Source organism: Luteimonas sp. TWI596 (assembly GCF_039674105.1).
Classification (GTDB): domain Bacteria; phylum Pseudomonadota; class Gammaproteobacteria; order Xanthomonadales; family Xanthomonadaceae; genus Luteimonas.
The window spans coordinates 66,751-80,294 of sequence record NZ_JBDJMU010000015.1; the positions used below are offsets into that span (position 1 = coordinate 66,751).

The 13,544-nt window shown below is 70.9% G+C and carries 10 protein-coding genes and 1 riboswitch; of the genes, 3 read left to right on the forward strand and 7 right to left on the reverse strand.

All coding sequences use genetic code 11. The features are described 5' to 3' along the window. Positions 1 to 126 precede the first annotated feature (126 nt). Both ABE487_RS12545 and ABE487_RS12550 read right to left on the reverse strand, forming a co-directional pair. The gene (locus ABE487_RS12545; RefSeq protein WP_346451261.1) at positions 127 to 2,070 is read right to left on the reverse strand and encodes a prolyl oligopeptidase family serine peptidase; all 1,944 of its coding nucleotides are present in this window, start codon (positions 2,068 to 2,070) and stop codon (positions 127 to 129) included. A 34-nt stretch (positions 2,071 to 2,104) separates the two neighbouring features. Then, positions 2,105 to 5,134 (reverse strand): TonB-dependent receptor, encoded by a 3,030-nt coding sequence (locus tag ABE487_RS12550; RefSeq protein WP_346451260.1) that lies wholly within the window; start codon positions 5,132 to 5,134, stop codon positions 2,105 to 2,107. 169 nt (positions 5,135 to 5,303) lie between these two features. Here ABE487_RS12550 and ABE487_RS12555 point away from each other — a divergent pair, with 169 nt between their 5' ends. Then, on the forward strand, positions 5,304 to 5,864 hold the full coding sequence (locus tag ABE487_RS12555) for an RNA polymerase sigma factor (protein ID WP_346444440.1): 561 nt from the start codon (positions 5,304 to 5,306) through the stop codon (positions 5,862 to 5,864). After that, a complete protein-coding gene (locus ABE487_RS12560; RefSeq protein ID WP_346451259.1) occupies positions 5,861 to 6,922 on the forward strand; it encodes a FecR domain-containing protein in 1,062 nt (353 codons plus the stop codon). Before ABE487_RS12555 ends, ABE487_RS12560 begins: the two co-directional genes overlap by 4 nt. A gap of 36 nt (positions 6,923 to 6,958) precedes the next feature. On the opposite strand, the gene metE is transcribed toward ABE487_RS12560, so the two are convergent. Beyond that, positions 6,959 to 9,277 carry a 5-methyltetrahydropteroyltriglutamate--homocysteine S-methyltransferase gene (gene metE, locus ABE487_RS12565; protein ID WP_346451258.1) on the reverse strand — a complete coding sequence of 773 codons (2,319 nt, stop codon included), beginning with the start codon at positions 9,275 to 9,277 and terminating at the stop codon, positions 6,959 to 6,961. 209 nt (positions 9,278 to 9,486) lie between these two features. Then, a riboswitch (cobalamin riboswitch) is annotated at positions 9,487 to 9,719 on the reverse strand. A gap of 18 nt (positions 9,720 to 9,737) precedes the next feature. Continuing rightward, positions 9,738 to 10,448 carry an NAD(P)H-dependent oxidoreductase gene (locus tag ABE487_RS12570; RefSeq protein WP_346451257.1) on the reverse strand — a complete coding sequence of 237 codons (711 nt, stop codon included), beginning with the start codon at positions 10,446 to 10,448 and terminating at the stop codon, positions 9,738 to 9,740. A gap of 112 nt (positions 10,449 to 10,560) precedes the next feature. On the opposite strand from ABE487_RS12570, the gene ABE487_RS12575 reads away from it, so the two are divergent. Beyond that, complete coding sequence (locus ABE487_RS12575; RefSeq protein ID WP_346451256.1) at positions 10,561 to 11,490, forward strand: LysR substrate-binding domain-containing protein; 930 nt, start codon at positions 10,561 to 10,563, stop codon at positions 11,488 to 11,490. Between the two features lie 15 nt (positions 11,491 to 11,505). Here the strand turns inward: ABE487_RS12575 and ABE487_RS12580 are convergent, their stop codons facing one another. Genes ABE487_RS12580 through ABE487_RS12590 form a run of 3 tightly spaced genes read right to left on the reverse strand, consistent with a single transcriptional unit; the run spans position 11,506 to position 13,526 of the window. Beyond that, positions 11,506 to 11,685 carry an oxidoreductase-like domain-containing protein gene (locus tag ABE487_RS12580; protein ID WP_346451254.1) on the reverse strand — a complete coding sequence of 60 codons (180 nt, stop codon included), beginning with the start codon at positions 11,683 to 11,685 and terminating at the stop codon, positions 11,506 to 11,508. A 31-nt stretch (positions 11,686 to 11,716) separates the two neighbouring features. Then, positions 11,717 to 12,556, reverse strand: coding sequence for a phosphatase PAP2 family protein (locus tag ABE487_RS12585; protein WP_346451253.1), 840 nt, complete (start codon positions 12,554 to 12,556; stop codon positions 11,717 to 11,719). Between the two features lies 1 nt (position 12,557). After that, on the reverse strand, positions 12,558 to 13,526 hold the full coding sequence (locus tag ABE487_RS12590) for a transaldolase (protein ID WP_346451251.1): 969 nt from the start codon (positions 13,524 to 13,526) through the stop codon (positions 12,558 to 12,560). Positions 13,527 to 13,544: the final 18 nt, after the last annotated feature.

Sequence of the window (13,544 nt, forward strand, 5' to 3'; positions counted from 1 at the left end):
TGGCGTGCGAGCGACGATGCCCGTGCGACGGGAGCGACGCCATCGGGGCGTCGCTCGCCGTCATGTGGGGAAATTGCACGCTGACCCCGGTTCTGGTGCGGGGGAAATGCACTCTGACCCCGGTTTTTAGTCGTCGAGGAGGGTGTCCTGCCAGAAGGTGACGCCGGCCCAGAAGATGTAGTCGCGGTTTTCGCGCTTGTGGAAGCCGTGGCCTTCGTTGCGGGCGAGCACGTGCCAGGCGCGGCCGCCGTTGGCGCGCACGGCGGCGACGATCTGTTCGGCCTCCGATGGCGGCACGCGCGGGTCGTTGCCGCCGGTGGCGACCATCAGCGGCACGCGGATGCGATCGACGTTGCGCAGCGGCGAGATCTCGGCGAGCTTGGCGCGCTGTTCGGCAATGCGTTCGTCGCCGTACTCGACCCGCCGCAGGTCCTGGCGATAGGACTGGGTGTTCTCCAGGAACGTCACGAAATCGGAGATCGCCACCGCACAGCTGGCCGCGCGCAGGCGGTCGCTGTAATGCACTGCCGAGGCGTAGCACATGTAACCGCCGTAGGAGAATCCGTAGACCGCGAAGCGCGTCGAATCCAGCGCCGCGTCCTGCTCGAGCGCATCGAGGAACGCGCCGATGTCGCGCACCGAGTCCTCGCGCTTCCACGGCCCGTTGTCGAGGTCGAGAAACCGCCGCCCATAGCCGGACGAACCGCGCACGTTGGGCAGGAAGATCGCGATGCCCAGCTCGTTGACCAGGTAGTTGTCGGTGCCGAGGAACCCCGGTCGGCTCTGGCCCTCGGGCCCGCCGTGGATGTCGATGATCAACGGCCGCTTGCCGGGGAACTTCGCCGGGTCGGGGCGATACAGGAAGCCCGACATCGCCTCGCCGTCGAAGCTGCGGATCTCGACCCGCTCCGGCGCCCGGTTGCGCGCCAGATCCAGCCCGCCCGCCTCGCTGCGGGTCCAGCGCCTGACCGCGAGCGTGTCGGGATCGATCGAGAACGCATCGCCCGGCACATCGAAGGCCGACAGACTCAGGCCGATCTCACCCCAGGGCGCGATCTGCAGCAGGTGCCCGAAGCTCCAGTGCAACACGCCGTCGGGCAGGCCGTCGACGTTGCGGACCCGCCCGCTGGCCGGGTCGAGCACGCGCAGCCGCGAGACGCCTGCGTCGTTGATCGCATAGACGACGAAGCGTTCGTCGTCGGCCACGGCGTAGTCGCTGACGTCCCAGGGCGTCTCCGGGCTCAGCGCTGCGAATGCGCCGCTGCGGCGGTCGAGCTTGCCCAGACGCACCACGTCCGCATCGCGGTTGGACAGCGTCCAGATGTTGCCATCGGCCGCGTAGCGCGCGTCGGCGTAGGACGCGACCTGCGCCGGATCGGTGAGCGGGGTCATCCGGCCGCTGCGCAGGTCGATCTCGGCGATCACCGCCTGGTTGATCGACAGGCGGTTGATCGCCAGGGCGTTGCGGCCATCGGCGGAGAAGTCGCTGATGTTCCAGCCGCCGCCGGTGACCGTCGCCACCCGGCGATCGGTCGACGGGTCGCGCGGATCGATCACATACAGATCGGCGTCGGTGCCGTTGCGGCGGGTCGACGAATAGCCCACCCAGCGCCCGTCCCGGCTCCAGGCGCCGAACGCGTTGCGGCTCTTGCCGTCGGTGAGCAGCGTCAGCCGGCCTTCGTCGAGCCGGTAGAGCTGGAAGAACTCGTCGCCGCCGACGTCCTTCTGCACCACCAGTGCCGGCGCGCCGGCCGGTGCATGGGTGGCGAACGGGGTCGGCTCGGCCTCGAAGCTGATCTGCCGGCGTGCGCCGTCGGGCTGGGCGACCTCGAACAACTGGTCGGTGCTGCCGAAGCGGGTCTTGATCAGCATCGAGCGATCGGCCCGGTTCCAGCCCAGGAACTGCGCGCTGCGGAACTCCAGGTAGGGGCGCGTACGCGTCGCGGTGTCGTCGGGAATCTCGGGGACGCCGTCGGCCAGGACCGCCGGGGGCACGGCGACGGTCGCGGAGGCGACCGTCGCTGCCACCAGCAATGCGAGACCCAAGAGCGCCTGGTGTGCGGTCTTCATGGATGTCATACCTTCGTGTCGGGGAGCGGGACGCTCAGAACTTCAGGCGAACGCCGGCGGTGTAGTAGCGACCCATCACGTCGTAGTACGGCGAGAACGTCGATCCGATCGGCGCCTGCTTGTTGGTGACGTTGTTGATCGCGCCGTACAGCTCCAGCTGTCCGCCCTCGCCCAGCCGCGTGCTCGCACCCAGGTCGTAGTAGACGTAGCTGCCGATCGCGCCGTTGACGATCGCCTGGTTGCGGTCGTACTGCCCGGACGAGATGTAGCGGGCACGGACGTTGGCCGAGAACCGGTCGCTGTTGAACGTCAGGCTGCTGACCGCACGCCAGCGCGGCACACCCAGCCCGAACGCATAGCCCTGCGAGCCGACGTACTCGATGTTGTTGATGCCGTCGTCGGTGGTCAGGCTGTTGATCCAGCTGGCCAGGGTGCGCGTGGTCAGCGTCCCGCCCACACCGAACAGCGTCGTCGGCCGCTTGTAGGCCAGCTCGATGTCCACGCCGTCGGTCTTGTACTGCGACAGGTTGGTGTAGGTGGAGACGATGCGCGTGATGTTGCCGCCGGCATCGCGCTCCACGCGTGCGCACATCGCCGGGTTGCCGGCCGCACAGCGGTTGAGGATGTCCTGCAGCCCCACCGTGGTGATGACGTCCTGAATCTGGATGTCGAAATAGTCCACCGACAGATCGAGCCCCTCGATCGACTGCGGCGACCAGGTCAGGCCGACGGTGAGCGTGTCCGCGGTCTCGGGGACCAGCGCCGGATTGCCGCCGCCGTTGCTCAGCGCATACACGGTCTGGCCGGTGACCGGGTCGAGCACGTAGCTCCAGCCGGTGGTGCTGGTGGTGAACAGTTCGCTCAGGTTCGCCGAGCGGATGTCGCGCGAGCGGGCGATGCGGCCGCGAAAGCCTGGAAAGAACTCGTTGGTCGCGCCCAGCTTCCAGGACCAGATCGCTCCGGTGGTGGAGTAATCGGACACGCGCGCGGCGGCGTTGACGCCAAAATCGTGCAGCAGGCCGCGATCCTTGGCGATCGGCAGCAGCACCTCGCCGAACAGTTCCTTGACCGTAAAGCTGCCCTGCATCGGATTGAAGCTGAAGGAGCGGAACGCCTTGGCCGCATCGAGTGCACCCACGCGCTGATCGATCGACTCGCGCCGCGCTTCCACGCCCACCGCCACCGAGGCGGCACCGGCCGGCATCTGGAACGGCTCGCCGCGCAGGCTCGCGCCGAAGGTGTCGAGCTTGGTCGTCGAGCGCTGGCTGGGCGTACCGGTCACGTAGTCGGCCGCGGCCTGCGACGGCGCACCTTCGCCGAACACGTTGATCGGCACGCAGGCGACGCTGGGATCGGCGAGCGTGACCCGGCACACCGGCGCGCCGGTCGCCGGATCGATGACCGAGTCGATCGCGTTCGCCCACGCCTGCCGCAACACGAAGCCGGGCGTGTCGAAGTTCTGCTCCGCCTCGCCGTGCGAGTAATAGGTGCTCCAGCGCCAGTCGCCGGCGTAGCCGTCGAAGGCCAGCGTGGCCTGGGTGGTGCGGCGCTCGAAGTCGATCCGCGGATAGTTGATGTCGTTGTTGAACCGGCCCAGCGTCAGCGTACTGGCGCCGGCGGCGATCATTTCCTCGCGCACCGTGCCCGGCAGGAATGCGTTGTCCAGCCCGATCGACAGGTTGCCGCGGTTGTGGTCGCCGAACCAGATGTAGTGGTTGTACATGCGCGAGTGGCGCACGTCCGCGCTCATCCGGACCGTGTCGGTGAAGTCGTAGCGCACGCTGGCCAGCGTCGAGTAGCGCTTCTGCGGCGCGCTCAGCGGGCTGTAGTCGTCGTTCGACGGGCCTTCGCCGCCGCTCATCAGCGCACCGACCACCTTGCCGTAATCGAAGGGCCGCAAGGAACCGTCGGGGTTGAACGCCTGACCGGTCAGCGAAAACCCGCTGACCGCCTTGCCGTTCGCGTCGCGCGCGCCGACGATCAGCCCGCCGATCGCGGCATCGGCGAAGCCGACATCGGGCATCAGCGTCGGCTGGCCATCGATCCGCAACGTCGACCAGCGGCCGGCCCGGGGGCGGGCACTGCGCGGCACGATGCCATCGTTGTCGAGGAACTCGCCGCCGACCAGCAGGTGGCCGCGATCGTCCGCGAAGCGCGTGCCCCAGGCGCCCTCGAAACGCTTTTCGTCGCCATCCGAATAGGTCGAGCGCCCGGCCTGCGCGCCGAACTTCACCCCCTCGAAGTCGTGATCCAGGGTGATGTTGACCACGCCCCCGACCGCGCCCGAGCCCCAGGCCGCCGACGCGCCGCCGGTCACCACGTCCACGTACTTCACCAGCACCGACGGCACGGTGTTGAGGTCGTTATCGCCCGAGACGCGGCGTCCGTCGAGCAGCACCAGGGTCCGGCTGATGCCCAGGCCGCGCAGGTCGACCGGGGCGTTGCCGGCGCCGGTGTTGGAGCCGGTGGTCTGCGGCGAACTGGTCGCACGGAACTGCGGCAGGTCATTGAGCGCGGCACCGATGTTGGTGCGCATGTCCAGGTTCAGCTCCTCGGCGCTGATCGGCAGGATCGGCGTCGGCGAGACGAAATCAGGCCGGTCGATGCGCGAGGCCGAGACCCGGACGGTGTCCAGGCTGACCGCATCGCCCGACGCCCCCGCGACCGCCGCACGCGCACCGGACGCCGCCGGCGACGCCGCGGCCTGCGGCGCGTTCTCGTCGGCGACGATGATCACGCGGCCATCGCTCTCGCGGTAGGTGAGTCCGGTGCCGGCCAGCAGCAGGTCCAGCGCCTCGCCGAGGCTGTGGCGCCCGGACACCGCCGGTGCGGTCATGCCGCGCACCAGATCCGGGGACACGATGATCTCGCGCTCGGCGCTGAGCGCCAGTTGGTTGAGCGCGGCGCCCAGCGGCTGGCTCTGCACCGCGAACTCGCGCTGCGGCGCTTGCGCCGATACCGGTGCGACGGTGCCGACCATGCAGCCCAGCGCGATCGCCAGCGCCGGCACCAGCGGATGCAACGAATGGCGACGCGCGCCCCCAGCCCTCAAACCCTGTGTCATGAAATCCCCTCGAAGTCGTGATCGGTCCCCGCCGCTCCTTGACGATTGGTCATGACGCCCCTGTCCACGATGCAGACGCACGCCGGTCACAATTCCTCAGCTTGCTCATCACGCGCCGCTCACATAGGGTTCGAAGGGCGACATCCCGTCTTCTCCTCCCCCGACACCGATGACTGCGCCCGCCCCCGGCAAGGCGTCCGAGGCTGCCCTGCGGCACCCGGACGAGCGGAACGTCACCCGTCTGGCCCAGCAGTACCGGCCGGCGTTGCTGCGCTATTTTTCGCGGCACCTGACGAGCACGGAGGACGCCGAGGACCTGACCCAGGACACGCTGGCGCGACTGAGCCAACAGCCCGCCCCCCGTCTGGCCGGATTGGCGAACGTCGAGGCGTTCGTGATGCGCATCGCCTCCAATCTGCTGCGCGACCGCTTTCGCCGCGACCGCAGCCATCGCAAGTCCGATCATGTGCCGATCGAGGCGGTCGCCGCGGCTTGGCAGAGTGAGGAGCCGTCGTGCGAATGCGTCTACGCAGACAAGGCGCGTCTGCAACGGTTTCTGCAGGCGCTCGATGCGTTGCCGCCGCGCTGCCGCGAGGTCTTCTTGCTGCAGCGATATGATGGGCTGACCTACAGCGCCGTCGCCAAGCGGCTCGGCATCAGCGTGAGCGCGGTGGAGAAACACATGATGCGGGCCCTGATGCACCTGGATGCGACCCTGGACGAGGCATGAAGCCTGAGCTCGAGCTGATCGAAGGCGGCGATCCGATCCGGCGCCGCGCAGCCGCGTGGTTTGCGCGCCTGCGCGCCGACGACGTGCACGGCACCGACCTGCGCGCCTGGCAGGCGTGGATTGACGCCGACCCGCGCCATCGCGCCGCCTACGAGCGGCTGGAGCGGTTGTGGACCGGGCTGGGCACGCACGCGCCGCATCCCGAGATCGCACGCCGCCTGGACGCCGTCGCGGCGCCCCAGCGCGCGCCCCGCCCCCGCGCCAGCCGTCGCTGGCCGGTCGCCGCAGGTCTGGCCGCCACCCTCGCCCTCGCGCTGCTCGGCGCCTGGCAGCTGCTGGTGCCGGCCGCACCGACCGAGCGTGTCTACGCCACCGGTGTGGGCGAGCGCCGCGAGCTGACGCTCGAGGACGGCACCCACATCAGCTTGGACACCGACAGCCGGTTGCACGTCGCCTTCGGGCCGCGCGCACGCACGGTGGTCCTCGACCGCGGCCGCGCGTTCTTCCGCGTCGCCCGCGAGCGCCGGCCACTGACGGTGCACACCACGCACGGCGGCCTGCGCGTGGTCGGCACCGAGTTCGAGTTGAATCGCCGCGCCGCTGCGCTGGACGTCGCCCTGATCCAAGGCGAGGTCGTGCTGCTGCCGCTCGATGGCGGCAGCAACGGCCGGCCTGCCCCGTTGCTGGGCCTGGTCGCCGGCCAGACCGCGCGGCTCAGCCGCGATCTCGACACGCCGCAGATCGGCACCTTGCGCAAGCTCGCCGCGCCGGCCTGGCTGTCGGGCCGGCTGGTGTTCGAGGACGCGACGCTGGCCGAGGTCGTGGCCGAGTTCAACCGCTACAGCCACGAGCGGATCGTCATCGAGGACGCGTCGCTGACAGAGCTGCGCGTGACCGGTGTGTTCCGCAGCGATGCGCCGTTGGCCTTCGTCGGGGCGCTGTGCGAGGCCTATCCGATCGTGGCCGACGCCAGCACGCCCGGCCGCCTGCAACTGCGCCGCGCCCCGGCCCAGCGGGCGACCGGCGATGCCGGGCGCCGCGACGTCGGCCGGCGCTGACGGCCGCGTCGCGACATCCGGCATCGGCCAGTGCGGTCAGGCCGGCACGGCGGGGGCCGCCTCCGTCCGGCTGCGATCGGCATGCGCACGCAGCGTGCGCGCCGCCGCGACCAGCGCTGACAGCGCTGCGCGCGTTTCCGGCCAGCCGCGGGTCTTGAGCCCGCAATCGGGATTGACCCACAGCTGGGCGACCGGAATCGACTCGGCCGCCCGGCGCAGCAACGCGGTCATCTCCTCGACATCGGGCACGCGCGGAGAATGGATGTCGTAGACGCCCGGGCCGATGCCGTTGGGATAGCGGAACCGCACGAAGGCCTCGAGCAATTCCATGCGCGAGCGCGAGGTCTCGATCGAGATCACGTCGGCGTCCATCGCCGCGACCGCCTCGATGATGTCGTTGAACTCCGAGTAGCACATGTGGGTGTGGATCTGGGTGGTGTCGGCCACGCCCGAGGCGCTGATGCGGAAGCTCTCGACCGCCCAGTCCAGATACGCCGCCCAATCGGCGCGCCGCAGCGGCAGGCCCTCGCGCAGCGCCGGTTCGTCGATCTGGATCACGCCGATGCCGGCCGCCTCCAGGTCGGTCACCTCGTCGCGCAAGGCCAGTGCGATCTGCCGGCAGGTATCGGCGCGCGACTGGTCGTCGCGCACGAACGACCATTGCAGCACTGTCACCGGGCCGGTCAGCATGCCCTTCATCGGCCGCGGGGTCAGCGACTGCGCGTAGCGCGACCAGCGCACGGTCATCGGCGCCGGGCGGGCGACATCGCCGTAGATCACCGGCGGCTTCACGCAGCGCGAGCCGTAGCTCTGCACCCAGCCGTTCTTGGTGAACGCGAAGCCATCGAGCTGCTCGCCGAAGTACTCGACCATGTCGTTGCGCTCGAACTCGCCGTGCACCAGCACATCCAGCCCGAGGTCTTCCTGCACACGCACGCACTGCGCGATCTGGTCGGCGATGAACGCATCGTAGTCGGCCTGGCTCAGCTTGCCGGACTTGTGCGCTGCACGCGCCTCCCGGACCTCGAGCGTCTGCGGGAACGAGCCGATCGTGGTCGTGGGCCACAGCGGCAGCGGGCGCAGCGCATCCTGCGCGGCCCGACGCGCGGCATAGGGCGTCGCGCGACGCGACGCGGACGCGTCGAGTGCAGCCACCCGCGCGGCGACCTCCGGCCGCTGCACGCGGGGCGAGGCGCGCCGCGCGGCGATCGCATCGCGCGCCTTGGCCAGCGCCGGCTCGGCGGCATCGGGATCGGCCAGCGCCTCGGCCAGCAGGCGCAGTTCATCGAGTTTCTGCCGGGCGAAGGCCAGCCAGCCACGCAGTTCGTCATCCAGCGCGGTCTCGCCCGCCAGGTCCACCGGCACATGCAGCAGCGAGCACGACGGCGCCAGCCAGACCGCATCGTCGCCGCGCGCATCGATCGCGTAGCGCGCCAGCACCAGCGCATCGTCCAGCCGCGTGCGCCAGATGTTGCGGCCGTCGACGAGCCCCAACGACAACGTGCGCCCGGCCGGCAGCGCGCCGAGCACCGCATCGAGTTGTTCGCGCCCGCGCACCAGATCGACATGCAGGCCGTCGACCGGCAAGGACGCGGCCAACGGCAGGTTGTCGTCCAGCGCGCCGAAGTAGGTCGCCAGCAGCAGCTTCGGCCGCGCGCCCTGCGCCAGCGTGGCGTAGGCCCGATCAAAGGCCGCGCGCACCGCGGGGTCGAGGTCGAGCACCAGCGCCGGCTCGTCGATCTGCACCCAGGCCGCGCCGGCGGCGTGCAGGCGTGCCAGCAACTCGGCGTACACCGGCAGCAGCGCATCGAGCAGCGCGAAGCGATCGCTGCCGTCGACGGTCTTCGACAGCCACAGCAGCGTGACCGGCCCGAGCAGCACCGGCCGGGTCTCGATCCCCTCGGCCTTGGCTTCCAGGTACTCGCGCACCGGCTTGTCGTCGCGCAGCGCGAAGCGCTGGCCGGCCTGCAGTTCGGGCACCAGGTAGTGGTAATTGGTGTCGAACCACTTGGTCATCTCCAGCGCATGCAGGTCGATGCCGTCCTGCTGATGACCCCGCGCCAGCGCGAAGTAACCGGCCAGCGGATCGGCATCGGCCAGCGCGCGGTAGCGCTCGGGGATCGCGTCGAAGCCGAAGGCGGCGTCGAGCACCTGGTCGTAGAGCGAGAAGTCGTTGCTCGGCGGCGTGGCGACGCCGGCCTCGCGCTGCAGGCGCCAATGGCGCAGGCGCAGGTCGCGCGCCACTGCCTGCAACTGCGCGGCGTCGGCCTCGCCGCGCCAGTGACGTTCGACGGCGCGCTTGAGCTCGCGTTTGCGGCCGATGCGGGGAAAGCCGAGATTGGTGATGCCGGTCATGGTGGATGCGTCCTCAATGCGTGGGATTGAGGAACGAAGGGTCCGCATGGCGTGCACCGCGCCTGCGCGCGCCCGCCTGCCACACGGCCGACCTTCGCCCCCTCGGGCGAACCGGAGCCTGCGTGCGGACGTGCGGGACCGGCCGCGACGTGCGCGGCGCGATGCCCGTGCACCTCCCCGCGGAGGCCCCAGGTCGTACGTGCGCGCCTGTCGGTGCGCACGGCCAAGGCAGGTCTTCGGGCTCATGGACGGGCCACCTGCGAGGTGGTGGGCCTACTGCCCGTCGCTTCCCGGCCCGGACGGGCGCCAGTGCGTTGACGGGGGTCGTTTCCAGTTACCGCTGCGGGGCAGCGCCGGAATTGCCGCCATGCGGCGCACCGGCTTCCCTTTTAATCATCGCTTCATTCGCATGAAGAGATGAACCTTGGCGGCGACACGGTAGCCCCGGCCGCACGGGCGGTCAAGCGGGCGTGGCCGCGGCGGCCGTCTCCCGCGCATCGGCCTGTTCGGCAAGGCGATCGACCAGCGCATCGACCGCGGCCTCGGCGCGCGCGATCGAGGCCGCGAGCCGGGCATCGGCGAACTCGTCGTATTCCACCGCGACCCGGTCGACGTCGGTGATGCCCATGTAGCGCAGCGGCGTCATCACGCCCTGCTCGACCAGGTTGTCGCCGGCGTTGCGACCACCGGGGTCATAGTCGTGATCGCCGCGCGCACCCAGCAGCACGGCGCGGCGGCCCTGACCGGCCAGCATCGGCCAGTACGGCGCACCGGCGCGCGCGCGATCGAAACCGAAGGTGCGGCCCACGCGCACGATGTTGTCGATCCAGGCCTTGACCGGCGCGGGCATACCGAAGTTGTACATCGGCACCCCCATCACCACGAGCGGGCTGCCGAGCAGCTCATCGATCAGCGCATCGCTCTCGGACAGCCGCTCGATCATCCACGGCGTGCGCTGCGCCAGCGGCGTGAACGCAGCATGGATCCAGCGTCCGTCGACATGGGTCGGCGGCGTCAGGGCGAGATCGCGATAGACGATGCGATCACCGGGGCGCCGCTGTTGCCAGCGCGCGACGAAACGGGCGCCGAGCCGGCGGGTATGGGAGCCGTGCGGGACCTCGCCCGAACAACCGGGACGGGCACTGCCGTCGAGATGGAGCAAGCTGAGCATGATTCACCTGGCGAAGCTGGGAGAGAATGCGCACTGCGGCGCTCCGGCATGATTGGCGCCGGCCCAGAGCCCGACAAACGATGTTTTCTCGTCCGATGGATGAATTGCGCTCATGCACGATCGCCCCGCCCGCCTGCCACCGCTGAGCGCACTGCGCGCGTTCGAGGCCGCCGCCCGACGCCAGAGCTTCAAGGCCGCAGCCGAAGAACTGTCGCTCACGCCCACCGCGGTCAGCCACCGCATCCGCCAGCTCGAGGACTGGCTGGGCCTGCGGCTGTTCGCACGCCAAGTACGCCAGGTGCGGCTGACCGAGGCTGGGCAACGCCTGTACCCGAGCGTGCGCGGCGGCTTCGATGGCATCGCCACCGCCGTCGCCGACCTGCAACGGCAGACGCGCCGCCCCGCGGTCACGCTGAGCACGACCCGGGGCTTCGCCGCCCGCTGGCTGTTGCCACGCCTGCCGGCGCTCGCTGCGGCCGCGCCCGAAGTCGATCTGCACCTGCACGCAGCCGACGACCCGGTCCGGCTGGCCGCCGGCGGCACGGAGCTGGCGATCCGCTACGGCCCCGCACCGGCTCCGCAGGTCGAAACCTGGCCGCTGCTGCCTGGACGTTTCATTCCGGTCTGCGCCCCCGGCCTGGCGCTGGCCGGCCCGACGGCGCTGGCGACCGTGCCGCGGCTGCGCTACGCCTGGCGACTGCAGGACGCCCACACCCCCGACTGGCCGCGCTGGTGCCGAACCGCCGGCCTGCCGGACACGCACGGCGGCGAACTCGGCTTCTCCGACGAAGCGCATGCCATCCAGGCCGCGATCGCCGGCCAAGGCATCGCACTGGCGAGCGTCGCCCTGGTCGCCGACGCCCTGGAAGACGGCGTGCTGCGGGCCCCGTTCGGCCCCGCGCTCGACGGCCACGACTTCCGCCTGCTGGCCGCGCCCGGTACCACGCACACACCGGCCGTCGCCGCCGTCGGCGCCTGGCTGCGCGCAGAGGCCGACGCGTTCCTGGCCCGGCACGCTGCGCGCTTCGCAGCGGTCGCGTAAACCCGGCCGCGCGCGTCAGTCGGCCCCAGGATGCCGCGCGCGCCACGCGGCCAGCCGGGCGCGGTAGTCGGCCATCGCATCGGCGTGCAGGTCGTAGACGCAGATCGGGCAGCCGCTGTCGCAGCAGTCGCTCGGCAGCGGGGCCTCAGGCGGTTCGGGCCGCGGATCGGGGTCTGGGACAGGTGTCGTACTCATCGCGCGGCCATTGTCGCGCAGCTCGCCGGCCTCAGCGATCGTCGGCGGCCGGCAGCGGCGACAGGCGCAACGCGGCGGTCTGCGCGTCGCAGCCCTCGGGCCGGGCGCCGCGCGCACGTTGGGCGGCGACCTCGTCGCGCGCCGCCGCCAGGTCGGCCAGGAACGCCGGTTCGGCCTGCAGCCGCGCGAAGGTCGCGGCGCCGACCACCTGCCCCTGCACGATGTCGCTGTACCAGTGCACGTTGCAGACCAGTCGGCTCTCGCCGAAGCTGCGTCCGCGTTGCAGCAGCGGATCGGCGCGATCGGGGGCGACGGCGGTCAGCGCCAGCGCCCAGGTCCAGCCGATCGCGGTGTGGCCCGACGGGTACGAGCCGCTGTCGCGCAGCTGCGCGGCCTCGCCTGGCGTACACACCGGCGCGCCGTTGGCCAGGAACGGCCGGCGGCGCTGCCAGTGCAGCTTGGCGGCGCGGCCGTCGATCGCGGCGTCGGCGAGGCTGCGCCGCAGCAACCGCACCAGGTGCGGGGTGTGGGTCGTGTCGATCGGCACGCCGAGCGCGCAGGCGTAGAGGTCGGCCGCCCGGGGAAAGTCGAGGTCGGCGTCGATCGCCGCCTGCCGCCAGCGCGGGGTCTCGCGCAGGGACAGCGCACGCGCCGCGATGGCCTCATCGAGGGCCCGCGCGGCCGAATCGGGCGCCGGCGGCGCGGGCAGCAATGCGCGGCTGTCGAAGCCGGGCGCATCGAGGTAGCCGATGCTCACCCCGGGGCGATGCTCGGGCACGACCACCGGCGCGGCCGCCGTGGACTGCGGGCCGCCGGCACAGCCGGCGACCAACAGCGCCGCCAGCACGCCCACGGCGCGCCGGACGCGCATCTCAGCCGGCCTGCAGCCGCTGGGCGATCGTCTGGCGCAGCGCAGCGAGATCCTTGGCGAACGCGGCGATACCGTCGCGCAGCTTCTCGTCGGCCATCGGATCGGCCTTGAGATCACGCGCGAAGCGTTCAGCGTCGACCGGCGGGTCGATCCGGCCATCGCCTTTGCCCGGCGTCAGCGCGCGCGCCAGCGGGCCGTGCTCGGCATCCAGCGCTTCGAGCAGGTCGGGCGAGATCGTCAGCCGGTCGCAGCCGGCCAGCGCTTCGATCTGCGCGGTCGAGCGGAACGAGGCGCCCATGACCACCGTCGGCGAGCCGCGACGCTTGAACTCGGCATAGACATCGCGCACGAAACGCACGCCCGGATCGTCGTCGATCGTCGCCGGCACCTCGCCGCGCGCGACGTGCCAGTCGAGGATCCGGCCGACGAACGGCGAGATCAGGAACACGCCGGCCTCGGCGCAGGCGATCGCCTGGCTGCGGTTGAAGATCAGCGTGAGGTTGCAGTCGATATCCTCGCGCTGCAGCTGCTGCGCGGCGCGGATGCCTTCCCAGGTCGCGGCGATCTTGATCAGCACGCGATCGCGGCCGACACCGGCATCCTCGTACATGTCGATGAACTGGCGCGCCTTGGCGAGCGTGGCCTCGGTGTCGTGCGACAGGTCGGCATCGACCTCGGTCGACACCCGGCCCGGCACCAGGCCGGCAAGCTTGCGGCCGACGCCGATCGTCAGGCGGTCGACGACCTGGCGGACCACGGCATCGGCATCGCCGTCGAGCCCGCGCGCGCGCTCGAGCTCATGCTCGATCAGCTCGGCGTAGATCGGCAGGTCCAGCGCCTTGCGCACCAGCGTCGGGTTGGTCGTGCAGTCGACCGGCTTGAGCCGCGCGATCGCGTCGGCATCGCCGGTATCGGCGACGACGACGGACATCGTGCGCAGTTGGTCGAGCTTGGATGCGGCAGCGGACATGAACACCTCGGGTTGGGA

Excerpts from the sequence above, each read along its gene's own strand:
- metE (WP_346451258.1), bottom strand. The coding sequence starts at position 9,277 with ATGACCGGCATCACCAATCTCGGCTTTCCCCGCATCGGCCGCAAACGC.
- ABE487_RS12575 (WP_346451256.1), top strand. The coding sequence starts at position 10,561 with ATGCACGATCGCCCCGCCCGCCTGCCACCGCTGAGCGCACTGCGCGCG.
- ABE487_RS12580 (WP_346451254.1), bottom strand. The coding sequence starts at position 11,685 with ATGAGTACGACACCTGTCCCAGACCCCGATCCGCGGCCCGAACCGCCT.
- ABE487_RS12570 (WP_346451257.1), bottom strand. The coding sequence starts at position 10,448 with ATGCTCAGCTTGCTCCATCTCGACGGCAGTGCCCGTCCCGGTTGTTCG.
- ABE487_RS12560 (WP_346451259.1), top strand. The coding sequence starts at position 5,861 with ATGAAGCCTGAGCTCGAGCTGATCGAAGGCGGCGATCCGATCCGGCGC.
- ABE487_RS12555 (WP_346444440.1), top strand. The coding sequence starts at position 5,304 with ATGACTGCGCCCGCCCCCGGCAAGGCGTCCGAGGCTGCCCTGCGGCAC.
- ABE487_RS12590 (WP_346451251.1), bottom strand. The coding sequence starts at position 13,526 with ATGTCCGCTGCCGCATCCAAGCTCGACCAACTGCGCACGATGTCCGTC.
- ABE487_RS12550 (WP_346451260.1), bottom strand. The coding sequence starts at position 5,134 with ATGACACAGGGTTTGAGGGCTGGGGGCGCGCGTCGCCATTCGTTGCAT.
- ABE487_RS12585 (WP_346451253.1), bottom strand. The coding sequence starts at position 12,556 with ATGCGCGTCCGGCGCGCCGTGGGCGTGCTGGCGGCGCTGTTGGTCGCC.
- ABE487_RS12545 (WP_346451261.1), bottom strand. The coding sequence starts at position 2,070 with ATGAAGACCGCACACCAGGCGCTCTTGGGTCTCGCATTGCTGGTGGCA.